This is a genomic window from Streptomyces sp. NPDC002734 (genome assembly GCF_040295685.1).
Taxonomy (GTDB): domain Bacteria; phylum Actinomycetota; class Actinomycetes; order Streptomycetales; family Streptomycetaceae; genus Streptomyces.
This window is the reverse complement of sequence record NZ_JBEOVU010000020.1, coordinates 73,267-95,432: the sequence shown is the minus strand read 5'-3', so window position 1 is coordinate 95,432 and position 22,166 is coordinate 73,267. Positions and strand designations below refer to the sequence as shown.

20 protein-coding genes are annotated in these 22,166 nt (G+C 73.4%); 9 read left to right on the top strand and 11 right to left on the bottom strand.

The annotated features are described in order from the left end of the window. Positions 1-8: 8 nt before the first annotated feature. The 3 genes from ABT026_RS19340 to ABT026_RS19330 form a co-directional block, all read right to left on the bottom strand. A complete protein-coding gene (locus tag ABT026_RS19340; RefSeq protein WP_351115836.1) occupies positions 9-1,250 on the bottom strand; it encodes a hypothetical protein in 1,242 nt (413 codons plus the stop codon). Between the two features lie 3 nt (positions 1,251-1,253). Then, the gene (locus tag ABT026_RS19335; RefSeq protein ID WP_351115834.1) at positions 1,254-1,934 is read right to left on the bottom strand and encodes a hypothetical protein; all 681 of its coding nucleotides are present in this window, start codon (positions 1,932-1,934) and stop codon (positions 1,254-1,256) included. A 143-nt stretch (positions 1,935-2,077) separates the two neighbouring features. Continuing rightward, positions 2,078-4,291, bottom strand: a complete 2,214-nt coding sequence (locus ABT026_RS19330; RefSeq protein WP_351115833.1) for an MDR family MFS transporter — start codon at positions 4,289-4,291, stop codon at positions 2,078-2,080. A 160-nt stretch (positions 4,292-4,451) separates the two neighbouring features. Here ABT026_RS19330 and ABT026_RS19325 point away from each other — a divergent pair, with 160 nt between their 5' ends. Then, on the top strand, positions 4,452-5,630 hold the full coding sequence (locus tag ABT026_RS19325; protein WP_351115832.1) for a peptidoglycan-binding protein: 1,179 nt from the start codon (positions 4,452-4,454) through the stop codon (positions 5,628-5,630). Positions 5,631-6,025: 395 nt separating this feature from the next. Here the strand turns inward: ABT026_RS19325 and ABT026_RS19320 are convergent, their stop codons facing one another. Further along, entirely contained in the window at positions 6,026-6,691 is a 666-nt protein-coding gene (locus ABT026_RS19320) for an HAD-IA family hydrolase (protein ID WP_351115830.1), read from the bottom strand. A 155-nt stretch (positions 6,692-6,846) separates the two neighbouring features. Continuing rightward, positions 6,847-7,428, bottom strand: a complete 582-nt coding sequence (locus ABT026_RS19315) for a TMEM165/GDT1 family protein (protein ID WP_351115828.1) — start codon at positions 7,426-7,428, stop codon at positions 6,847-6,849. Between the two features lie 396 nt (positions 7,429-7,824). Here ABT026_RS19315 and ABT026_RS19310 point away from each other — a divergent pair, with 396 nt between their 5' ends. Both ABT026_RS19310 and ABT026_RS19305 read left to right on the top strand, forming a co-directional pair. Beyond that, complete coding sequence (locus tag ABT026_RS19310; RefSeq protein ID WP_351115827.1) at positions 7,825-8,475, top strand: HNH endonuclease family protein; 651 nt, start codon at positions 7,825-7,827, stop codon at positions 8,473-8,475. A 781-nt stretch (positions 8,476-9,256) separates the two neighbouring features. Further along, complete coding sequence (locus tag ABT026_RS19305; protein ID WP_351115889.1) at positions 9,257-9,694, top strand: DoxX family protein; 438 nt, start codon at positions 9,257-9,259, stop codon at positions 9,692-9,694. On the opposite strand, the gene ABT026_RS19300 is transcribed toward ABT026_RS19305, so the two are convergent. Next, the gene (locus ABT026_RS19300) at positions 9,660-10,232 is read right to left on the bottom strand and encodes a superoxide dismutase family protein (RefSeq protein WP_351115826.1); all 573 of its coding nucleotides are present in this window, start codon (positions 10,230-10,232) and stop codon (positions 9,660-9,662) included. The genes ABT026_RS19305 and ABT026_RS19300 overlap by 35 nt on opposite strands. Before the next feature lie 250 nt (positions 10,233-10,482). Between ABT026_RS19300 and ABT026_RS19295 the strand changes: the two genes are divergently transcribed. Beyond that, positions 10,483-11,172: a DedA family protein gene (locus tag ABT026_RS19295; RefSeq protein ID WP_351115824.1), complete on the top strand. Its 690-nt coding sequence runs from the start codon at positions 10,483-10,485 to the stop codon at positions 11,170-11,172. 91 nt (positions 11,173-11,263) lie between these two features. Here the strand turns inward: ABT026_RS19295 and ABT026_RS19290 are convergent, their stop codons facing one another. The 3 genes from ABT026_RS19290 to ABT026_RS19280 all read right to left on the bottom strand — a co-directional run bounded on the left by ABT026_RS19290 (position 11,264) and on the right by ABT026_RS19280 (position 13,263). After that, positions 11,264-11,644, bottom strand: a complete 381-nt coding sequence (locus ABT026_RS19290) for a hypothetical protein (RefSeq protein WP_351115823.1) — start codon at positions 11,642-11,644, stop codon at positions 11,264-11,266. Positions 11,645-12,214: 570 nt separating this feature from the next. Further along, a complete protein-coding gene (locus ABT026_RS19285) occupies positions 12,215-12,448 on the bottom strand; it encodes a DUF2277 domain-containing protein (RefSeq protein ID WP_351115822.1) in 234 nt (77 codons plus the stop codon). Between the two features lie 89 nt (positions 12,449-12,537). Then, positions 12,538-13,263 carry a class I SAM-dependent methyltransferase gene (locus ABT026_RS19280; protein ID WP_351115820.1) on the bottom strand — a complete coding sequence of 242 codons (726 nt, stop codon included), beginning with the start codon at positions 13,261-13,263 and terminating at the stop codon, positions 12,538-12,540. A 147-nt stretch (positions 13,264-13,410) separates the two neighbouring features. Between ABT026_RS19280 and ABT026_RS19275 the strand changes: the two genes are divergently transcribed. Both ABT026_RS19275 and ABT026_RS19270 read left to right on the top strand, forming a co-directional pair. After that, on the top strand, positions 13,411-13,749 hold the full coding sequence (locus ABT026_RS19275; protein ID WP_351115819.1) for a DUF8825 domain-containing protein: 339 nt from the start codon (positions 13,411-13,413) through the stop codon (positions 13,747-13,749). 301 nt (positions 13,750-14,050) lie between these two features. After that, positions 14,051-14,350, top strand: a complete 300-nt coding sequence (locus ABT026_RS19270; RefSeq protein ID WP_351115817.1) for a holin — start codon at positions 14,051-14,053, stop codon at positions 14,348-14,350. 43 nt (positions 14,351-14,393) lie between these two features. On the opposite strand, the gene ABT026_RS19265 is transcribed toward ABT026_RS19270, so the two are convergent. After that, positions 14,394-14,831: a DUF6892 domain-containing protein gene (locus ABT026_RS19265; RefSeq protein WP_351115816.1), complete on the bottom strand. Its 438-nt coding sequence runs from the start codon at positions 14,829-14,831 to the stop codon at positions 14,394-14,396. 131 nt (positions 14,832-14,962) lie between these two features. Beyond that, complete coding sequence (locus ABT026_RS19260) at positions 14,963-16,387, bottom strand: acyltransferase family protein (RefSeq protein WP_351115815.1); 1,425 nt, start codon at positions 16,385-16,387, stop codon at positions 14,963-14,965. A 181-nt stretch (positions 16,388-16,568) separates the two neighbouring features. On the opposite strand from ABT026_RS19260, the gene ABT026_RS19255 reads away from it, so the two are divergent. The 3 genes from ABT026_RS19255 (at position 16,569) to ABT026_RS19245 (ending at position 22,145) form a co-directional block, all read left to right on the top strand. Then, a complete protein-coding gene (locus ABT026_RS19255; RefSeq protein ID WP_351115814.1) occupies positions 16,569-18,362 on the top strand; it encodes an AMP-dependent synthetase/ligase in 1,794 nt (597 codons plus the stop codon). Further along, positions 18,359-19,543: an acyltransferase family protein gene (locus ABT026_RS19250; protein WP_351115813.1), complete on the top strand. Its 1,185-nt coding sequence runs from the start codon at positions 18,359-18,361 to the stop codon at positions 19,541-19,543. The genes ABT026_RS19255 and ABT026_RS19250 overlap by 4 nt, the downstream gene beginning before the upstream one ends. Before the next feature lie 220 nt (positions 19,544-19,763). Beyond that, positions 19,764-22,145: a phosphoketolase family protein gene (locus ABT026_RS19245; protein WP_351115811.1), complete on the top strand. Its 2,382-nt coding sequence runs from the start codon at positions 19,764-19,766 to the stop codon at positions 22,143-22,145. Positions 22,146-22,166 lie beyond the last annotated feature (21 nt).

Here is a 22,166-nt window from a genome sequence, read left to right as displayed (position 1 = left end):
CGCGTGGGTCAGAGGCGCAGCAGCCGCTCGGTGAGCTCGCGGTAGTCGCGCAGGATCAGCCGCAGCTGCTCGGTGTCGGCGGCCGGGTCGGCCGTCTCGTCGCCCAGGGAGTGCCAGGCGGTGCGCAGCGTGCGGCGCCGCGCGGCCAGGCAGGACGTGAGGCGCTCGGACACCTCGTCCAGGACCTTCTCGGCCTCGGCCACCGAGCCACGGGGCTCGTCGACGAAGCCGCCGACCACGTGGTGCAGGCGGGTGGACATCTTGTCGGTGTCCTCGTGCGGGAACAGGCGGTGCAGGGTCTCGCCCGGACCGTCGTCCGTGTGGTGCTTGCCGCCCTGTGCGCCGCCACCATGGGTCAGGCCGCCGTGGGCCTTCTCGCCACCGTGGGTGCCGGAACCATGGATGCCGTCGCCATGGGTGCTGTCGCCATGGACGCCGTCGCCATGGGTGCTGTCGCCATGGGTCGGGGTGCCGTGGCTCGTGGCGCCGTACGTGGTGGCGTCGTGGGAGGCGTCGCCGTAGGACGGGTCGCCCTGGGCGGCGTCGCTGTGCCCGTGCGGTCCGTCGTGCGCACCGGTGACGCCGCCGAACGGCCCGCCGACCGCGGTGCCCGTGCCGTGCGAGGTGGTGTGGGCCGTGGTGTGGGCGCCGAGGGTGTCCTGGGTGCCCGTGGTGGAGGAGTCCGTCGTGGGGACGCCGGCGCCCCGGGCGCCGAGGTCGTCCGTGCCGACGCTGTGGGCGCCGGTGCCCGCGGCGCCGGCGGTGTCCGGGGTGCCCTGTCCGCTCCGCGCGCCGAGGCCGTCTGTGGTGTCGTGGCCGTCCTGGAAGATCTTGCCGTCCTTGATGCCCTGGCCGGCCGACCGGTCGTGCTCGTCGCGCAGGTCGTGGTTGTCCGCGGTCGGCGGGACGCCCGGGTCGCTGAGCGGGCGGACCGGCGTGACGGCGGTGTCGGACGCGCCGTGACCGTACTGGCCGTCGCCGTTCTGCGCGCCGTACGCGCCGTCGCCGTACTGGCCCCCGTTCTGGCCGGCCGCGTACTGCCCGTTGCCGTTCTGGCCGGTCGTGTGCTGCCCGTCGGCGCCGTGGCCGTCGGTGTACTGCCCGTCGGTGCCGAGGCCGTCGGCGTGCTGTCCGTCGGTCGCGCGGTGGGCGCCGTCCGTCGTGCCGTCGGTCCCGTGCTCGGTGGTGCGGTCGTCGTGGGTACGGCCGGTGAGTCGTTCGGTGATGCGGTCTGTCATGCGGTCGCTCATGCGTCAGCTCCCCTTCGCGTGGTTCCGGGTGAGGGCCCCGGGCAGGTGGGACCGGGTCGTGCCGCCGTCGCTCCCGTGCTGCCCGTGGGAGGTGTCGCGGGCGCCGGTGGTGGAGCCCGTGCGGTGGCCGCGGTCGTGGATCAGTTCGTCGAAGAGCGCGCGGGCCTCGACGAGGGCCTCGCGCAGTTCCTCGGTGGCGGAGCTGCTGTCCGCGGCGCCGCCCGCGGCGGCGAGCGCGGCGCGGTGGATGCGCCGGTAGCCGTTCACGTGGTGCGGGTGGTGGACGGAGAGCGCGGAGACCTGCTCGTCGTAGTCGTTGCCGCCCGGGAAGCCCCGGCCGGCGGCCACCTCGGCGAGCAGGCGGTCGGCCTCGGCCACCGACTCGCGCGGCGACTCGACGAAGCGCTCCTGCGCGGCCGCCCACCGGGTCTCGTACTGCTGGCGCTCGGCCGCCTCCAGCGGTCGCGTGCGCAGCTGACCGTGGCGCTCGACGCGGGCGGAGAGTTCGCGCTCTGCGGCGCCGGTGTCGCCGTCGTGACGGGCGACGGTGCGTTCGTACTCCGGCCCGAATCGCCTGCGCAGGTTCCGGCCGCCGTTGGCGTTGCGGGACTTGGCGAGGAAGGCCGCGATCAGTACGACGGCGGCCACGACGACGATCAGAGCGATGATCACGCCTTTGGACATGGATGCCTTCCGGGGTCGCTCCCGGCCCGCTCTGCACGCGGACCGCTTCGTCCCGTTCGTCTTGCCTCGGCCTCATCGCTCAAACGGCGCTTTCGGGGCGGGGCAGGCGGAAGGGCGCGCTCGCGGAGGTTCCCCGGTGTCGGTCAGGCGGCCCGCCAGTAGCGGTGCGAGGTGGAGCCGCCGGCCCGGCGCGGACGTTCGGCGTCCGATCCGGACAGCTCGCCGTTCAGTTCCTTCACCAGCTGGATCAGGTCCCTGGGCCGGTCGGGTCCCCACCAGTCGCCGAGCAGTTCGGCCATGGACTCCTCGCGCGCCCGGGACAGCCGGTCGGCCACCTCGTGCCCGGCGGGCGTCAGTTCGAGATTGATCCCGCGCCGGACCGCGAGGCCGCGTTCCTCGACCTGCCGTCCGGCCGCCATGATGCGCTCCAGCGGCACCTTGCTGTACTCGGCCAGCACGGCGGGTTCGGTCCATCCGTGGCGCCGGGTGCGCAGCAGCAGCCAGCTCGCCGCGGGCACCAGGTCGTAGCCGGCCCGTTCGGTGATCCCCCGGTAGACGTCGCGTCGTCCCTCGCGGCTGGCGAGCACCGACAGCCCTCGCGCCGCCTCGTCGCGGGAGGAGCGGTACACGGGGTTGCTGGCCAGCGTCTCCGTGCCGTCCGGCGCCGTCACCGAACCGCGCAGCGGGTCCTCGCGCAGCGCGAGCGCCAGCAGGAACGCCAGGGCGGCGACCGGGGCGGCGTAGAGGAAGACGTCGGTGATGGCGTCGGAGTAGGCGCCCAGGACCCGGTCGCGCAGCGCGGCGGGCAACGCCCCGATGCCGCGCGGGTCGGCCTTCAGGCTCTCCACGCTCACCCCGGGCGGCAGCGTGACGCCGCTGAAGGCGCTGACCAGTTTGTTCTCGAGGCGTCCGGCGAAGACCGTGCCGAACACCGCCACGCCGAAGGAGGCGCCGATGGAGCGGAAGAAGGTCGCGCCCGAGGTGGCGACGCCGAGGTCCTGGTAGGAGACCGCGTTCTGCACGATGAGCACCAGCACCTGGATGACCAGGCCGAGACCGACACCGAAGACGAAGAAGTACGCGCTCATCACCCAGGTCGAGCTGTTCACGTCCAGCAGGTGCAGCAGGACCAGGCCGAGCGCGGTGATCAGGGTGCCCGCCACCGGGAACGCCTTCCAGCGCCCGGTACGGCTGACCACCTGCCCGGAGGCGGTGGAGGCCAGCAGCAGGCCGACCACCATCGGCAGCATGTGCACGCCGGACATGGTCGGCGAGATGCCGTGCACGACCTGGAGGAAGGTCGGCAGGTAGGTCATCGCCCCGAACATCGCGAAGCCGACGATGAAGCTGATCGCGGCGGTCAGGCTGAAGGTGCGGATCGTGAAGAGCTTCAGCGGCAGCACCGGTTCCTCCGCCCGCCGCTCGACGGCCACGAAGGCGACCGCGAGCACCACGCCCAGTACCGCGAGCGAGACGATCCGCCAGGAGCCCCATGCCCAGGTGGTGCCGCCCAGCGAGGCGACCAGCACCAGGCAGGTGGCGACCGAGGCGATCAGGAGGGTGCCCAGGTAGTCGATGCGGTGCTTCTCCCGCCGGCGCGGGATGTGCATGACGGTGGCGATCACGGCCAGCGCGACGACGCCCAGCGGCAGGTTGACGTAGAAGACCCAGCGCCAGCTCAGGTGCTGGGTGAACAGTCCGCCGAGCAGCGGGCCGAGCACGCTGGTGGCGCCGAAGACGGCGCCGAACAGCCCCTGGTACCGGCCCCGGTCGCGGGGCGGCACGAGGTCGCCGACGATGGCCATGGCCAGCACCATCAGGCCGCCGCCGCCCAGTCCCTGAAGGGCACGGAAGCCGATCAGCTGGGGCATGTTCTGCGCCATCCCGCACAGCGCGGAGCCCACCAGGAAGATCACGATCGCGGTCTCGAAGAGGCGCTTGCGCCCGTACTGGTCGCCCAGCTTGCCCCACAGCGGGGTGGCGGCGGTGGCGGCCAGCATGTAGGCGGTGACCACCCAGGACAGGTGCTCCAGGCCCCCGAGTTCGCTGACGATGGTGGGCAGCGCGGTCGAGACGATGGTCTGGTCGAGCGCGGCCAGCAGCATGCCCAGCAGCAGCGCGCCGATCGACACCATGACGTTGGGCGCCACGTGGCTGGGTTCGTCGGGCACGCCGCCGTGCAGGTGCGGATCCCCGTCGCCGGGCGGGCCGGGCCGGCCGGCGGCGTCCGGAGCGTGCCCCGCGGCCCCGCCGGCGGCCGGGGCGGCCCGCTGCTCGTCCGGCGGTCCCGCACCGGAGCGCGCGTGCCCCGCACGGGCCTGTGCGCCGTCGGTCCTCCGCTGTGCGTCGTCGGCCATGGGTCCTCCCGGGCTCTCGACCTACACATCCATCGTGGCCGGAGTGACCCGTTATGGCCTGTTGAGTCCTCCGGGACGGCCGGGAATTGTGGGGCTGCGTATTCGTGTGGTCTGAAAATCTGCATAATCACGGGAGATTTACAGGGGAGGGGACCGTCGCGTGAACGAGAACCAGGGGAACGACTGCCCCGGGTGCGGTACGCCGCGCCGGGCGGACCGGACCCCGTCCTGCGCCTGCGCGCTGCGGGCCGCCGACGCGCTGCGTGAGGCGCGCGAGCGGGAGACCGCCGAGGCGGAGGACTTCGACCCGCTGCGGGTGAGGCCGTACGTCGGCCTGGGCGGGGCGTCCGGCGGATCGTCCGGTACGGCGCCGGGCGAGGAGCCGCGGGTGATCCAGGGGGAGATCGTCGCCGCCCGGGACTCCGAGGTGACCCTCGCGGGCCCCCTGCCGCCCGAGCAGCCGGGGCCGGGGGCCGGCCACGGCCCGCACGAGACCCACACCGCCCCGCAGGGCCCGGACGGCCACCCGCCGCACGGAGCGCTCGGCGTGGCGGCCGCCTCCGGCCCCGGGCCCGCGTACGCCGGGGCGGAGCCGCCGGAGGCCGCCGGGACACTGGACACGGAACCGGGGGCCGGGCAGGACGCCGCGGCGCGCGGCGCGCACCGCCGCCGCCGGACGCCCAAGCGGCGGGTCGCCATGGTGACGGCGGGGTCCGTGGTGGGCGTGGGCGCGGTGATCGCCGGCGTCACCAGCGGGCTTTTCTCGTACCAGGTGCCGTCCCGCACGACCTCGATGCCGCAACGCGCGAGCGTGCCGGACGTGGACCCGACCCAGGACGACGCCGATGCGACGGCCGAGGGCACACCGGCGGCCGCGGCGACGCGGAGCGGCTCGCCCTCCCCGTCACCGAGCACCTCGGCCGAGGCCTCGGCCGACCCGTCGCGTTCCACGGACGCCTCGCGGTCCCCCGAGCCGGAACGTTCCAGCACCTCGGCCTCCCGGCCCGCCGACGGCACGGAGAGCGGCACCACGCTGGTCTCCGGCTCACTGGGCCCCGGCGACAGCGGCCCGGAGGTGGTGGAGCTCCAGCGCCGCCTCGCGGAACTGTGGCTCTACAGCGGCCGGGCGGACGGGCGCTACGACGACCAGGTGCGCAACGCGGTCAGCGCCTTCCAGTACATCAACGGCATCAAGGACGACGAGCACGGCGTCTACGGTGCGGCCACCCGGGCCGCCCTGGAGGCCATCACCGAGGGCGACGGCGACAACGGCGGCCGCCGTGACGGACAGCGGGACGACGACGGACAGCGCGACGACGGCTCCCGGTGGGGCCGCTGACCCGCCGGTACCCGGCGGGGAACCGCCGACCCGCCGGAGACGGCGCCAGCGGCGCGGACATGGATAACCGGGCCCGGCCGGCGGGCGGTGGTGGGCCGGGCCCGGTTGGTCGATCGGCAGCGCCCGTCATGGGCCTGCCCGTTCGCCGCGACGACGGCGGCACACGGCCCGCGTCGCGGGCTTCCGCGGTGCCGCGCGTCACGTGGTCGCGCGTCACGTGGTCCTGCGCGCCGTCACGCCGTGCGCGGCGTCACGTGGTTCTTCGCGCTGTCACGCCTTGCGCGGCAGCACGTGATTCTCGTGCGGTCACGCGGTTTTCTTAGGTCCTGCGGTCTCTCGCGGTCGGACGGCCTTCGCCGGTCGTCCGGGCTTTCGCGGTCGGCCCGGGGGCGGCGTCAGTCCTGCTCCGCCCTGACCAGGACCGAACCGTCGCCCGCGTGTGACACCCGGATCGCCCGCAGGTCGGGCACGACCACGTCCGGCGCGTACGCGCGGGCCCGCGGACCGATCCCGACCACCCGCATGCCGGCGGCCTTGCCCGCGGCGATCCCGGCCTCGGAGTCCTCGAAGACGAGGCAGTCCTCCGGCGCGATCCCCAGCTCCGCGGCCGCCTTCAGGAAGCCCTCCGGATCCGGCTTGGAGACGGCGACGTCCTCAGCGGTGACCTTGATCTCCGGCGCCGTGAGCCCGGCCGCCGCCATGCGCGCGGTGGACAGCCCCACGTCGGCCGAGGTGACCAGGGCGTGCGGGACGTCCCGCAGCGAGGCCAGGAACTCGGGGGCGCCCGGCACGGCCACCACACCGTCGGTGTCGGCGGTCTCCTCGGCCAGCAGCCGGGTGTTGTCGGCGTAGTTCTCCGACATCGGGCGGTCGGGGAGCATCAGCGCCATCGTGGAGTACCCCTGGCGGCCGTGCGCCACCTTCATCACGAGGTCGCCGTCCAGCTCGTGGCTCGCCGCCCAGCGGCGCCAGACGCGCTCGACCGCGGCGTCGGAGTTGACGAGGGTCCCGTCCATGTCGAGCAGCAGGGCGCGTACGGACAGTTCTACGGCGGCACCCATGCGGCACGGCTCCAGACACGAGGGAGAAAAACCAAGGTGGCCCCGCCCGCCGGTCAGGGGGTGACGAGCGGGAACCACTTTGTTCCTCAACGATACAAAACCGTGGCGCTCCACGCCAGCCGGGGGTCCACGATGTGGACACGCCAACCCTCGGCTCAGCCGGTCACGGCCTCCCACAGGCTCCACAGACCCAGGCCCAGCATGACCACGGCGGCGATCTTGGTGATCAGCTCCAGCGGGACCTTCTTCATCAGCGCCTTGCCGCCGAGGATGCCGATCGCGGCCACCGACCACAGCGCCAGCACGGCCCCGAGACCCACCGACAGCGGGTCGTCGTACCGGGCCGCCATGTTGGCCGTCATGATCTGCGTGAGGTCACCGAACTCGGCGACCAGGATGAGCATGAAGCCGGCCCCGGAGACCTTCCAGAACGACTGGTTCTCCGGCTTGCGGACCTCCTCCTCGTCCTCGCCCTTCTTGAACAGCAGCACCGCCGCGCCGCCGAGGAAGAGCACACCGGTGATCGCGTGCACGATCTGCTGCGGCAGCAGCGTCAGCACGCTGCCCGCCGCCACGGCGAGCACCACGTGCACCAGGAAGGCCGCCGCGACGCCGGCGAAGACGTAGGAGGCGCGGTAACGCGTCCCGAGCACCAGACCGGCCAGAGCGGTCTTGTCGGGGAGCTCCGCGAGAAAGACGACGCCGAAGACGAGCGCCGTCACACCAATGCTGATCACAGTTCCTCAATCGGTCGGGCCACCCCGCCGAGAGCTTGCGCGATCGCGAACACCTCGGCACGGCAGCACACACGGATGTACACGGGTATGCACTGCTTGCCGAAGGTCTCGCCGGCCGTTCCGGTTCTCACCGGTCCACGGCCTCCGGGCGCCGGCTCAGCGAGCTGAGCAGTATGTCGACGGTCCCGGCGTAGGGCTACTCCCCTTCCGCTGCGCCCATCGTACGTGAACGTGCGGTGTGAACATCCGGGCGAACCCGCCGGAACCGCCTCCGGCCTCTTGTCGTGGCATGTACGCGTCGCTAACTTCTCACCGGCTGCTCATCCGCCGGCAACGTCACGCGAAGAGCATGCCGTCCGTCCGCGTTTCGCATCCCCACCACTCGAGGGACTCCGCATGCCCAAGTTCTACGCGCGTCACGGCCGCCGGTTCGGCATAGTCACGGCGCTGGCCGGGCTTCTCGCCTCGCTGGGCCTCTTCACCGCCCCGAGCGCCTCCGCCGCCCTCCCCACGCCCGTCAGCGCCGCCACCGCCCGCAGCTACCTCGCCGCCCTCCCGGTCCAGACCGAGGTCCGCACCGGCTACAGCCGCGACCTCTTCCCGCACTGGATCACCATCAGCGGCGCCTGCAACACCCGCGAGACCGTCCTCAAGCGCGACGGCTCGGGCGTCGTCACCGACTCGGCCTGCGCCGCCACCAGCGGCAGCTGGTACTCGCCCTACGACGGCGCCACCTGGAGCCTCGCCTCCGACGTCGACATCGACCACATGGTGCCGCTGGCCGAGGCCTGGGACTCCGGCGCCCGCAACTGGACCACCGCGCAGCGCCAGGCGTTCGCCAACGACCTCACCCGCCCGCAGCTGATCGCGGTCACCGACAACGTGAACCAGGCGAAGGGCGACCAGGACCCCGGCACCTGGATGCCGTCCCGCACCGCGTACCGCTGCACCTACGTGCGCGCCTGGGTGCAGGTGAAGTACTACTACGACCTCTCGGTGGACTCCGCCGAGAAGAGCGCCCTCACCAGCTACCTGGCGAGCTGCTGACCCACCACCCGGCCGACGCCGTCGAGCGTCGACCACCGGCCTTGGGCACCTCGACCCGCCTGCGGCCACCGGCCCTCCGGGTGCCGAACCGGCTCGGCGCGTCCCTCCCTCCTGGCGGTTGACGCGCCGGGCCGTCTCCCGCCCGGCCCCGGCGCCCCGGTCGCGGTTCCGCCTTCACTCTCCCCGGTGACCTGGCGGGCCACGGCCGGGGCGCGGCTCCTCGGTCCGATCACACTGACGTCGATCGGCCCACTCCGAGGAGCCCCCCATGCCCCAGCCCCCGCACGACGCGGACTCCGCGTCGATCCCGGCACCGGCCACCATGTCCGGTTCCGTCACCGATGCCTCGCCCTCCCGGGCGGCCACCGTTCCCCCGCCGTGCACCCGGACCCCCGGTGAGCCGGCGACGGCCACCGCACCCGCTGCCGCAGCCGCAGCCGCAGCCGCAGCCACGGCTCCGGTTGCGGCAGCGCCTGAACCGGAAGCCTCGGCCGCCGCCGGGGTGACGCCCGGGGCGACCTGTGCCGTCGAGCCCGCCCCGGACCCCGACCCCGGCTCCGGGTCCGGGTCCGCGCCGGGGCCGGGATCCGGGTCGGCAGGCGCCACTCAGCCTCCTGGGACTGCCCCCGAGGCATCCGTCGCCGCAGGTCCCGCCACCGACCCCGTGGCCGTCGCCGCCGTGCCTGCCACGCCCGGCGCGGCCGGCGCGTCCACCGCGTCCACCGCGTCCACCGCGTCCACCGCGTCCACCGGCGGCACGTTCGCCTCGCTCGCCGTCGTGGTGGACCAGGGGACCGCTGCCGCCCGTCGCCACGTGCTCGCTCTCTTCCGCGTCGTGACCGGTCTCCTCTTCGCCTGCCACGGGGCCGCGTCCCTGTTCGGCGTCCTCGGCGGAGCCCACGGCACCGGCGGTACCGTCCCGGCCGGCGCCTGGCCGGGGTGGTACGCCGCCGTCATCCAACTGGTCGGCGGCAGCCTCGTCCTGCTCGGGCTCGGCACCCGTACCGCCGCCCTGATCTGCTCCGGCTCGATGGCCTACGCGTACTTCGGCGTCCACCAGGCCCGCGGGCTGTGGCCCCTGGAGAACGGCGGTGAACCGGCCACCCTCTTCTGCTGGTCGTTCCTCCTTCTGGCCGTGTCCGGCCCGGGCGCCCTGTCGCTGGGCGCCCTGACCGGCCGTCGGTTCAGCGCGCGGTCGTCCAGCCGAACGGCACCGTGAAGCAACCCACCCTGGCTCCGGAGGAACCCGGCTTGTCGTGGATCACCACGGAGGACGCGCCGCCCTTGCGGAAGCCCCAGTCGTGGTGGGCCGTCGCCTTGCCGGAGCCCTTGCCGTCCGCCGTGAAGTCCAGCCAGACCTCGTTGCGGGGGTTCACCGCGGACGGGTCGGTGGACGGCCGGTGCTGGTAGTGCCCGCCCGCCGCGGCCGGGTCGGCGGCACACGGCTTGGTGTGCACGTGGACCCCGTAGGTGTGACCGGCCTTCAGCCCCTTGGCCCGCAGGGTCACCGTGGTCGCCCCGTCGACCGCCGTCCGCTGGCCGACCTCCACCCAGGAGCCGACCGGCACCAGCTTCTTGTCGTAGGTGAACGCCGTCGTCGCCTTCTTCTTCCCGGCGAACACTCCGTCGGTCGTCATCGTGTATCCCGGCCGACCGCTCTTCCCGTGCTGCCCGCCGTCGTCGGCGACGGCCACCCCGCCTGCTCCCAGTACGGCCGCCGCCGCGACCCCCGCGCACACTCCGACCCAAGCCGCCATCTCTGCCGCTCCTCGCTGTCGTCACTGCTCACCGTCGGTCTGCACCTCCGTTGATACGTGAGGCGGCCGCGCCGCGCTCGTCGGGCACCGGCACAAGGAGGAACGTGATCTTGCGGGCATACGTGCCCCTCATGCACGCCAATCACCTGATCGGCGTAGTCTTTGCCAGTTGTCCGCCATCGGCCGCCCTTGCCGCCCCCTGCGACGCCGCGGCCCGGCACCAGCCGGGAGAGAGGTCCGGGAGGAAGCCGTGTGGGAGAGTGCCGGAACGCTGGCCACCAGTCCGTGGATCTACGGGCTGATCGCGGCCTCCATCCTGCTCGACGTCTTCCTGCCGGTTCTGCCCAGCGGCATCCTGGTCGCCGCTGCGGCCACCGCTGCCGCTGCCGAGACCGGCGCGGCCGCCGTGGGTGCCGACGGGGTGGACGGAGCCGCCGCGGCCACCGCCCTTCCCGATCTCCTGGTCCTGCTCGTCTGCGCGGCGACCGCCTCGGTCCTCGGTGATCTGGCCGCGTTCCGGGTGGGCCTGCGCGGCGGGCGGCGGCTGGACCAAGTGATGGCCCGTTCACGCCGGCTGCGCACCGCGCAGGCCCGCCTGGGCGCCGCCTTGGCGCGCGGCGGCGGCGCGCTCGTCCTGGTGGCCCGCTTCGCCCCCGCGGGCCGTTCGGTGGTCAGTTTCGGCGCGGGCGTGGCGCAGCGACGGGTGGGCGAGTTCCTGCCCTGGTCGGTGCTGGCCGGGATCAGCTGGGCGGGCTACAGCGTGGCCCTCGGTTACTTCGGCGGCGAGTGGCTGGGCGCGGGCTGGCTGGCCACGGCGGTGTCGGTGCTCGCCCTGTTCCTGGCCGGCTCGGCCGCCGCGCTCCTGCTGCGCCGTCCGGTGCCCGAGGCGGGCGGCGCGGCCCCCGCCGGTCCCACCTGGGGACGTCCGCACGGCACGTGAGGGGCGCGGCCCCTACCGCCCGGCCCGTGCCGGACACGCCCCCGCCCCTGCCGGCTGAGGCCGGCAGGGGCGGGGGTCAGGTCGGTCGAGGTCAGCGGCGACCGTGGTGGCGGCCGTCGTAGCGGTCGCGGTCGTAGCGGTCACGGTCGTAACGGTCGCGGTCGTAGCGGTCGCGGTCGCGGTCGTAGCGGTGGTCACGGCCGTGGTGCCGGTGGTCGCGGCAACGCTCGCCACGCCAGTGGTGACGGCCGTGGTCGCGGTGGTTGTGACAACGGCGGTCGCGGCAACGGTCTCCACGCCAGTGGTCGTGACCGTTGTGCCGGTGGCAGTGCCGGTCCGCGCTGACGCTCTGCGTGGCCGAGGCGGTGGCCGCGGCCGAGGTCGCCGGCGCGGCCGACGCGGTGCCCGCGCCCAGACCCGCGACGAGCGCCAGGGTGGCGACTGTGGTAGCGGCGAATTGGCGGATGCGCATGATCCCCTCCATGGACGGCGTGACGCGGCGCACCCCAAGCGATTGCCCGGAAGGTACGTTTCCGCGTCCCGATGGACTTGCACCTCCGTTGTACGCACCGCATTGGCCCGGTTGCTGCATTATGCGAGGTCTGTCCCCCATTCGGCCCAGCGCACGGAGTCCGCCCACCGCGCGCAGGCGTACGGCGGACCCGACGAGCCACGAACCCCTGCGGGCGCCGGCCCGACGTGGCCGACGGGTGTGCCGAGCCGGCGGGCCCACCGGACGGCCCCACCCCGGCCGGACCCGCACCGGACGACCAGCCACGCCCCGGGCCGGGCCCGCGCCGGACGGGCGAACCGCGACCTGGCCAGGCCCGCCGGACAACCGGCGTCACCTCGGCCACGCCCACAGGACAACCGATCCCGCCCCGCCCGAGCGCACAGAACGACCAGCCTCACCCGGACTCGGGCCCGGCCGACGACCCGCCCGGCCGACCTTCCCGGCGGACGGCATGCCGACCCCGGCGAACGGCAGCGCGGGTGGGGCAGCCCTGGCCAACGGCAGCCCCGCTGCCGACGGGAGAAACGCCTACGCGGTCGGGGCCGGAGCCTTGCTCCCTCTCACCTCCAGGTGGGCGAGCAACTCGGCCGTGGCCTCGGCGACGGCGTCCACCGCCGCGTCGAACACCTCGCGGTTGTGGGCAGCGGGCGCCCGGAACCCCGAGACCTTCCGCACGTACTGCAGCGCGGCGGCCCTGATCTCTTCCTCCGTGGCCTCGCCCGGCAACACGGGCGGACGGAGCGTCTTGATGCTGCGGCACATACGTCAAGTGTCGCGCGGACCGCCCACCGCGGAAGCGTTTCCGCGCAGACGGGGACGCTCGGACGCGGGCCCCCGGCCATCCTCCGCCGTCAGGGCCGTCGCGCCACGAACACCAGCTCCCGCCCCGGCCGGTCGGGCGCGTCCCGCACGTCCTCCAGCACGAAACCGTGGTCGGCGAGGTCCCGCTCCACCTCGTCACGCTCCCGGAAGCGGAGTGTCGAGTCCGAGGTCAGCACCGCCCCGTCGGCGACGAAGACGTAGGTCCCGCGGAAGGTGACCAGCGGCAGGCTCACCTCGACCAGATCGAACCAGGTCTCGACCGCGCCCACCCCCTCGACCTCCGTCACTGCCCACGACGCCTCCCGGGTCCACCCCTCCCAGGCGCGCCGCGCCGGGTCACGGGTCTCGAACACCAGCCGTCCGCCCGGCCGGAGAGCCGCGTGGGCCCCTCGCAGCGTCCCGGCCCACATCTCGGGGTCGACGATCGCCTGGGCCACGTTCGCCGTCATCGTCGCGAGGTCCACCCGCAGCGGCGGCAGATCCGTCGCGTCGCCGTGGATCCACCGGACCCGCCCGGCCGCCGGCTTGGCCCGGGCGACGTCGAGGGACGCGCCGGCGGGATCGACGCCGGTCACCTCCACCCCCCGGTCGGCCAGCAGGAGCGCGAAGACACCCGTTCCGCAGCCGATGTCCAGAACCCGGCGGGCCCCGAACTCCTCCGCCATCCGCAGGTACGCGTCGAGATCACCGCGGTCGGGGTCGAGCGGATCGTAGAGCGCGGCGAGCCGTGGATGCCTGAATCCTTCGTCCGTCATGCCGCGCAACCTAGACCCGGCCGTCGTGAGCCACCAGGGACTTTTCGCCGACGCCCGATCAAACGTCGACAACGAGGGACACCCGTTCGAGGGAAACCGACGGGTCGAACTCGCTTCAAGAAATCGAACAGGCGTAGCATTGTCGATGTGGCCAAGACCTACGACTTCCCGAGCGACCTGCTCGACGGTCAGGCGGAGTTGCATCAGGTCAGGGCCGAGCTCTCGGCCCTCCTGAAGCGTCTTCCCTGGTCCGTCGCGCCCCACGACGGTTTCAGCGACGACAACGGCTGGCGCAAGGTCGAGCGCCCTGCCTCCCCCGGGTGGTCGCCGGACGAACAGGCCTACGTCGAGAAGCTGCGCCGCCGCGAGCACGAGCTGGCGGTGTTCGTGACCACCCACCCCTTCTGGCAGGACGTCCAGGGCGCCGACGCCGTCGAGGCGCGCTCGGGCGTGAAACACGCCACGGCCCGGCCCGACGACGCCTGACACCACCGCCGCCACCGGCGCGGGCACCAGCTGGCGCCACCCTTCGGACCCGCTCCCGCCCAGGCCCCGTGCCTACCGCTCGGCCCGGCGCTGGGAACGACGGTTCGGAAGGGAGGCGTACGAACGCGAGGGGCCCGCAGACGGGAGGCCGCGGGCGAGGCGGCGGACGGCCGCCGGTGACCGTCGGCGGCAACCGGTCACCGGACAGGACGCCTTACGCGACGGCCAGTTGGGGATATCTCCGCGCGGAGGAGGAAGAGGGAGGCTACGTCCACCCACCCGCAAGAGGGGACCTCCGCAGATGAGCAGTCTCACCACCAAGGCGTTCTGGAAGGCCACCGCCGAGCGCGCGGTCCGCACCTTCGCCCAGGGCACCCTCGGCGCGATCAGCGCCGACGGCATCGGCATCCTGGACGTCGACTGGGGCGAGGCCTTCGGCATCGGCGGGCTCGCCGCCGTCCTGGCGGTCCTCACCGCGATAGCGGCCAGTGGGAGCGGGACCGAGGGCCCCGGCATCACCGAGACCGTCGTCACCGCGGCCTCGACCGCCGCCCGTGCCGACCGCGCGGCCGCCCCGCCCGCCGGCCCGACGACGCGGTGACCGCTCGGCCGGGACGACCGACGTGACCGGACCACCGAGGTGGCTAGTAGCGGCCGGTGATTCCCCGCGCGGCGAGGACGTCCTTCGCGCCCGGGATCATGTGCTCCAGGGCGCGCACACCGGTGAACACCTTGAGGTTCGGCAGCAGGTCCAGGTCCTCCAGCGACCGCACGTTGAACAGGTCGTCCTCGCCGTCCCACACCGGGGCACACTCCATATAGACCTGATGCCCGCCGTCGAAGGTCAACTCTTCGACCGTGGCCAGCAGTTCCGCCGGTATCTCCAGGGCCTCGAAGTAGGCCCTGGCCTCGTCGAAGACCTGGTACTCCAGGTCGTGCTCCTCGGCGTAGTCGTGCAGGTCCTCCACGCCTCGCTCCGCCATGAGCCGGCGCAGGCTGAACGCCGGGACGAGGGTCTTGTCCCAGTACATGAGCTTCTCGACGACGAGGAGCTTGAAGTTGAAGTCGCGGAAGGCGGTCATGCCCCAGATATAGCAGCGCGGTACGACAGCGCAGACGGGTCGTCCGTGCCGGCGGGACACTTCATTGGCCGCAGCAGCGCAGGGTGACGCGGGCCTCGGACCCGGTGTCGTCGCCCCCGGCGCGGACCGCATCACGGCGTACCCCCGCCACCGTCACCGCCTCCCCCGGCGCCGTCGCCACCTCCCCCGGCGCCGTCGCCACCTCCCCCGGCATCACCACCGCCCCCACCGCCGGAGGCCGGGGACCGTACGCGGCGCGCCGCCCAGAACGCCAGCAGCCCCGCGCCGTACATGATCACGCCCAGCAGGGGGACGCCCGCGGGCCCCGCGCCCTGGAAGCCGTCCACGGTGAGCCGGAAGATCCCGAAGCAGGTCGCCGCGGTACCGGCCAGCACCAGGGCCACGGCGGACCCCTTCGCCGGAAGGGCGCCGTCCTCGGAGGGGCCCTTGCGGCGGCGGGGGCGCTCCACGGGAGCGAACACCGCGACCAGCACCGCGAGCAGCACGGCGCACGCCGCCACCCACACCGGCCGCCAGGCGAACCAGCGCCCCGAGCCGATCTCCGGCTGCGGCATGACGCCGGTCGGGTAGAGCGCCAGCGCCGCCACGAGCACCGGGACCATGTGCCACAGGAACAACGTCATGATCACCCCGTTGACGGCGATCACCACCATCCAGACGCGCCTGCGGTCCAGCCAGGGACGCACGAAGCCGGCGAGCAGCAGGGCCAGGCCGGTCTGCGCCACGGAGAGGGCGAGCAGCGCGACCGTCGGCGGCGAGGTGTTCTGGATCCGGGCCCCTGGTACGCCGACCATGCTGACCGGATACGGCCCGGCCGTCGTCAGCACGACCAGTGCCGCCGATCCGCCGAGGAACAACAGCCAGGGGCGGGCCCGGGTACGGGTCAGGGTGCCGTCCTGCCACGCGAAGCCGAGCTGGGGAAGGACCAGCCAGACGACCAGGAAGTTGGCCACCCCCAGGTAGCCGACGCCCGTGCTCAGCCGCAGGGCGTCGAAGCAGCCGGCGATCACGGCGAGGGCCGCGGGGACCATCAGGCCCCAGCGCCGGTGGGCGGCCAGCATCGCGGGCGTGAGGGCCACGATCATCAGGTACACCGCGAGGAACCACAACGAGATGGCCACCACCCAGGCGGCGAGCCGCACCAGGTCCGGATCGACGCCGGCCAGCCGGGCCACCGCGGCGGCCACCACGCCGATCGCCACGAACAGCGTGGTGGGCCGCAGCAGCCGGTCCGCCCGCGATCCCATCCAGTCCGCGTAGCCCTCCCCCCTTCTGCGGGCCGAGCGCCAGGAGGCCGCGTTGGCGTAGCCGCCGACCAGGAAGAAGAGGCCCATCACCTGGAACAGCCAGGTGAGCCACCGCGTCCAGGGCAGCACCGCGAGCACGTGCTCCCCGCCCAGCCGGCCGTCGCGGAAGGTGATCATCACCGCCAGCCAGTGGCCGATCACCACCGTGACGATGGCGGACGCCCGCAGGAGGTCGACGTAGCGGTCGCGACGCGCGGGGGTGGCGTCGGCGAGTTCCCCGATCCGCACCCGGTCCTCCTCTCCGCCCGTGGTACCGGCATCCTCCGGTCGTTCGGCGTACCGTGCATCACGAGGGCGGTCCGCCGTCCACGAACGCGGGTCCCCGTGCCGTGCCCGACGTGGCGGTCAGCCGTATCGGCACGAATCCGCCCGAATGGTGTGTAACGGCCATGTGGCGGAGACTGCTGACATGCGCGAGTACGAGATGCCTTCCGCCGTCCGGATTCCGCCGCAGGACCAGTTGGCCACCGCGGTCTTCCGGGACGACCGTCCGGAGCGCGTCCTCTTCGACCGGCCGCGGCCGGGCGGAGGGTGGGAGGCGGTGACCGCCGAGCGGTTCGCCGCCGACGTGCGCGCCCTCGCCGCGGGGTTCGTCGCCGCCGGGATCCAGCCCGGTGAGCGGGTCGCCCTGCTGGCGGCGACCAGCTACGAGTGGACGGTGACGGACTACGCCCTGTGGACGGTCGGTGCGGTGCCGGTCCCGGTCTACGACACCTCCTCGCCCGAGCAGATCCAATGGGTGCTCGAGAACTCCGAGGCGGTCGCGACGATCGTCGGGACGGCGGAGCACCGCAGGCGTCTGGAGGCCGTCGACGCGGCTCTTCCCGGCCTTGACCGGGTGTGGCAGATCGACGCGGGGGACCTCTCGCGGCTGCGGCAGGTGGGCGCCGCCGTGTCGCAGGCGCAGGTCGACGAACGCCGCCGCGCGGTTCGCGCGGACGACACCGCCACCATCATCTACACCTCCGGCACCACCGGCAGGCCCAAGGGGTGCGTGCTCACCCACGCCAACCTGCTCTACGACGCCCGCGCCGCGATCGTGGCGCTGCGGGAGGTCTTCGGCGAGAACGCCTCGACCGTGCTGTTCCTCCCCCTGGCGCACGTGTTCGCCCGGGTGATCCAGGTGGCCTGCGTGGAGCACGGCGTCCGGCTGGCCCACACCGCCGACCTCGACCGTCTCCCCGACCACTTCGCCGTCCTGCGGCCGACGTTCATCCTGTCGGTGCCCCGGGTGCTGGAGAAGGTGTACGGCCGTGCCCAGCAGCGCGCGCAGGCGCAGGGGCGGGGGCGGGTCTTCGCACAGGCCGAGAAGGTCGCCGTCCGCTACAGCCGGCGGCTCGAGCACGGGGGGCGCCCCGGCCTGGGGCTCCGTCTCGCCCACGCGCTGTTCGACCGGCTCGTCTACCGGAAGCTGAGGGCGGGGCTCGGCGGCCGTGTCACCCATGCCATCAGCGGCGGCGCACCCCTCGGGACCCGGCTGGGCCACTTCTTCCGCGGCGTCGGCGTGACGGTGCTCGAGGGCTACGGGCTGACCGAGACCAGCGCCGCCGCCACCGTCAACCAGCCCACCGCGGTCAGGATCGGTTCGGTGGGCAGGCCGTTGCCTGGGGTCACGGTCCGGATCGCCGAGGACGGCGAGATCCTGCTGCGCGGCCCGGTGGTGTTCCCCGGCTACTGGCGCAACGAGGCGGTCACCAAGGAGACCCTGGGACCGGGCGGGTGGCTGCACACCGGCGACGTCGGCTCCCTGGACGACGACGGTTTCCTGACCATCTCGGGCCGTAAGAAGGAGATCATCGTCACCGCCGGCGGCAAGAACGTCCTGCCCGCCGAGCTGGAGGACCGTCTGCGGGCCCATCCGCTGGTCAGCCAGGCGGTGCCGGTCGGCGACGAGCGGCCGTACATCGCCGGACTGATCACGCTCGACGAGGAGGGTCTGACGGCCTGGAAGAAGAGCGCCGGCAAGTCCGCCAAGGCCACCCCCGCCCAGCTCCGCGACGACCCCGACCTGCTGGCCCAGCTTCAGGCCGTGGTGGACGAGGCCAACGCGTCCCTCAGCCCCGCCGAGCGGATGCGCAGGTTCAGGGTGCTGCCCGACGACCTCACGGAGGCCGACGGCTACCTCACCCCGACCCTCAAGGTCCGCCGGGCCCGGGTGCTCCAGGACTTCGCGACGGAGATCGACGCCCTGTACGGCTCGTGACGTCCCCACCCCGCCGGGAGCGCGGCGCCGCCGGCGGTCCCGGGGCCCTGGACCGGCTGGTCGACGCGACCCCCGACCGGCGCGACCGGGTCGTCGACGCCGCACGGGTGCTCAGCATCGTGATCGTCACGCTGTGGCACTGGACCCTGTCGGTCACCCACCGCACCGCCGACGGCTCCCTCGTCATGCCCAACCCGGTCGACGCGATTCCCGGCGGCTGGCTGCTGACCTGGGTGCTGCAGATCATGCCGGTGTTCTTCCTGGTCGGCGGCTACGCGAACCTCGCCGGCTGGGAGAGCCACCGGCGTGCCGGCGGGTCCGCCGGGCGCTTCGTCGCCGACCGGCTCCGCCGCCTGTCGGTCCCCACCGCCGTGTGGGCGGGGGTATGGCTGGTGGGCGAGCTGGTCGCGGCGGCACTGCCCGGACCGCACCGCTGGATGTGGCAGTGGTTCCCCGGCTACCTGACGCCCCTGTGGTTCCTCGCCGTGTACAGCCTGCTGATCGTCGCGGTGCCGGTCACCGCGACGCTGCACGCCCGCCACCCCGCAGGCGCCCTGGCGGCGCCGGCGGCGCTGATCGCCCTCGGCAGCGTCCTGGGCCGGGGGCTCGACCTGGCCTGGGCCGAATGGGTGACCCTGGCGCTGGTGTGGCTGTTCTGCCACCAGCTCGGCTACGTCTGGCGCACCTGGCGGCTCGGCCGGCGGCCCACGGCGCAGCGGCTGGCGGTCACCGGGACCGGCCTGCTGGCCCTGGTCGTCCTCACGATGTTCGCCGGCTATCCCCGCTCGATGGTCGGGGCGGTCGGCGACGCCGAGTCGAACATCTTCCCCACCACCGCGGCCATCGCGGCGCTCGCCGTCTTCCAGCTCGGTCTGCTGGCGCTGGTCACGCCGGCCGCCACGCGTCTGCTGCGCCGGCGGGCGGTGTGGAAACCGGTGGTGGCCGTCAACGCGGTGGCGATCACCGTCTTCCTGTGGCACATGACCGCCTGGCTCGCCGCGCTGTGGGTCTGGGAACGCCTGGGCCACACGCTGCTGCCCGAGCCCACCGCCGCCTGGTGGGCCCAACGCTGGTACTGGCTGCTGGGGCCCCTGATCGCCCTCCTCCCGCTGATCGCCGTGTTCGCCCCGGTCGAGATCCGCACGCGCGGCTCCTCGCGGAAGTCCGGGCGGCGACGGTGAACACCCCCTGGGCCGTGCGCCGGATCCGCCGCCACCGACGACGCCACGCCCTCGGCGCAGTCGCCGCCGACTGCGTGACGGTTGGCCACGCCCCGGGCGATGCCCTCGCCGAACCCGTGACGGTGCGCCACGGAATGCCTCCGCCACCCGGCGCGGATCCGGCAACCGGACCGTCCTGACCTCCCGCGCCCCCGGGCGCCTCCCCTGGAGCGAACTGGCCATGGCAGAGAACATCGCATCCCCCACGAACGCTCTCGGCGACGACGAGTTGCGCGCCCTCGACGCCCACTGGCGGGCCGCCAACTATCTGTCAGCGGGCCAGATCTACCTGCTGTCCAACCCGCTGCTGACCGAGCCGCTGAGCACCGAGCACGTCAAGCCGAGGCTGCTGGGCCACTGGGGCACCTCGCCCGGCCTGAATCTCGTGTACACCCACCTGAACCGGGTGATCAAGACTCGCGGGGCGGACGTCCTGGCCATCTGGGGGCCCGGGCACGGCGGGCCCTCCGTCGTCGCCAACTCCTGGCTCGAGGGCAGCTACACCGAGGTCTATCCGGACGTCACACGGGACCTGGCCGGCATGCGGCGGATGTTCCGCCAGTTCTCCTTCCCCGGCGGTGTGCCCAGTCACGTCGCTCCGGAGTTCCCCGGGTCCGTCCACGAGGGCGGCGAACTCGGCTACTGCCTGGCACACGCCTACGGCGCCGCGTTCGACAACCCCGCTCTGGTGGTCGCCTGCGTGATCGGCGACGGCGAGGCGGAGACCGGCCCGCTCGCCGCCTCCTGGCACTCCAACAAGTTCCTCGACCCCGTCCACGACGGCGCCGTGCTGCCGATCGTCCACCTCAACGGCTACAAGATCGCCAACCCGACGGTCCTGGCCCGCCTCCCCCGGGCGGAACTCGACGCGCTGATGCGAGGCTACGGTCACGAGCCGATCCACATGTCCGGCAGCGACCCGGCCGAGGTGCACCGTGCCATGGCGGCCGCGCTCGACCTGGCCTTCGACCGCATCGCCGAGTTCCAGCGGGCCGCCCGCGAGGAGGGTGCGCGCGAGCGCCCGCGCTGGCCGGTGATCGTGCTGCGGACGCCCAAGGGCTGGACGGGCCCCCGCGAGGTCGACGGCGTGCCCGTGGAGGACACCTGGCGCTCCCACCAGGTCCCGCTCTCCGGGGTACGCGACAACCCGGAGCACCTGCGCATGCTGGAGGAGTGGCTGCGCTCCTACCGCCCCGAGGAGCTCTTCGCCCCCGACGGACACCCGCTGCCGCACGTCCTGGCCTGCGTCCCCGAGGGAAGCAGGCGGCTGGGCGCCACCCCGCACGCCAACGGCGGCCTGATGCTGCGCGAACTCCCCCTCCCCGCACCGGAGGACTTCGCCGTCCCCGTCGAACGTCCGGGCGCCACGCTCCACGAACCCACCCGCGTCCTCGGCGCCTACGTCGAGGAGGTCATGGCCCGCACCTCCGCCCGCCGGGACTTCCGCCTGGTGGGCCCCGACGAGACCGCCTCGAACCGGCTCGACGCGGTGTACGGCGCCACCGGCAAGGCCTGGCAGGCCGAGACCCTCGGCGTGGACGAACACCTCGACCCGCACGGCAGGGTGCTGGAGATCCTGTCCGAACAGCTCTGCCAGGGCTGGCTCGAGGGATACCTGCTCACCGGACGGCACGGCCTGTTCTCCTGCTACGAGGCCTTCGTCCACATCGTCGACTCCATGGTCAACCAGCACATCAAGTGGCTCCGCACCGCGCGCGGCCTGACCTGGCGCGCGCCGGTCGCCTCCCTCAACTACCTGCTCACCTCGCACGTGTGGCGGCAGGAGCACAACGGCTTCTCTCACCAGGACCCCGGCTTCGTCGACCACGTCCTCAACAAGAGCCCCGAGGTGGTCCGCATCTACCTGCCGCCGGACACCAACACGCTGCTGTGCGTCTCGGACACGGTGCTGCGCAGCCGGGACCTCGTCAACGTCGTGGTGGTCGGCAAGCAGCCCTGCTTCGACTGGCTCCCCCTCGACCGGGCCGAGGCCCACTGCGCGCGGGGCGCCGGCATCTGGGAGTGGGCGAGCACCGACGACGACGGGGATCCCAACGTGGTCCTCGCCTGCGCCGGCGACGTGCCCACCCTGGAGGTGCTGGCCGCGGCCAAGCTGCTCAGGACCCACCTGCCCGACCTCAAGGTGCGGGTGGTGAACGTGGTCGACCTGACCCGGCTGCTGTCCCGGGAGGACCATCCGAAGGGCCTCACCGACTTCGAGTACGACGGCCTCTTCACCCGCGACAAGCCGGTGATCTTCGCCTACCACGGCTACCCGTGGCTGATCCACCGGCTCACCTACCGGCGTGCGGGACACGGCAACCTGCACGTACGCGGCTACCGGGAGGCGGGCACCACGACCACGCCGTTCGACATGGTCGTCATGAACGACCTCGACCGCTACCGGCTGGTGATGGACGTCGTCGACCGGGTCCCCGGTCTCGCCGTCCGCGCCGCGAGGGTCCGCCAGGCCATGGCCGACGCCCGCACCCGGCACCACTCCTACATCCGCGCCCACGGGACCGACCTCCCGGAGGTGACGGAGTGGACCTGGGCCGGCTGAGGGGCCTCCCCTGCCGTCAAC

Coding starts and splice junctions, on each gene's coding strand:
- ABT026_RS19340 (WP_351115836.1), bottom strand. CDS start 1,250: ATGAGCGACCGCATGACAGACCGCATCACCGAACGACTCACCGGCCGT.
- ABT026_RS19335 (WP_351115834.1), bottom strand. CDS start 1,934: ATGTCCAAAGGCGTGATCATCGCTCTGATCGTCGTCGTGGCCGCCGTC.
- ABT026_RS19330 (WP_351115833.1), bottom strand. CDS start 4,291: ATGGCCGACGACGCACAGCGGAGGACCGACGGCGCACAGGCCCGTGCG.
- ABT026_RS19320 (WP_351115830.1), bottom strand. CDS start 6,691: ATGGGTGCCGCCGTAGAACTGTCCGTACGCGCCCTGCTGCTCGACATG.
- ABT026_RS19310 (WP_351115827.1), top strand. CDS start 7,825: ATGCCCAAGTTCTACGCGCGTCACGGCCGCCGGTTCGGCATAGTCACG.
- ABT026_RS19300 (WP_351115826.1), bottom strand. CDS start 10,232: ATGGCGGCTTGGGTCGGAGTGTGCGCGGGGGTCGCGGCGGCGGCCGTA.
- ABT026_RS19290 (WP_351115823.1), bottom strand. CDS start 11,644: ATGCGCATCCGCCAATTCGCCGCTACCACAGTCGCCACCCTGGCGCTC.
- ABT026_RS19285 (WP_351115822.1), bottom strand. CDS start 12,448: ATGTGCCGCAGCATCAAGACGCTCCGTCCGCCCGTGTTGCCGGGCGAG.
- ABT026_RS19280 (WP_351115820.1), bottom strand. CDS start 13,263: ATGACGGACGAAGGATTCAGGCATCCACGGCTCGCCGCGCTCTACGAT.
- ABT026_RS19270 (WP_351115817.1), top strand. CDS start 14,051: ATGAGCAGTCTCACCACCAAGGCGTTCTGGAAGGCCACCGCCGAGCGC.
- ABT026_RS19265 (WP_351115816.1), bottom strand. CDS start 14,831: ATGACCGCCTTCCGCGACTTCAACTTCAAGCTCCTCGTCGTCGAGAAG.
- ABT026_RS19255 (WP_351115814.1), top strand. CDS start 16,569: ATGCGCGAGTACGAGATGCCTTCCGCCGTCCGGATTCCGCCGCAGGAC.
- ABT026_RS19245 (WP_351115811.1), top strand. CDS start 19,764: ATGGCAGAGAACATCGCATCCCCCACGAACGCTCTCGGCGACGACGAG.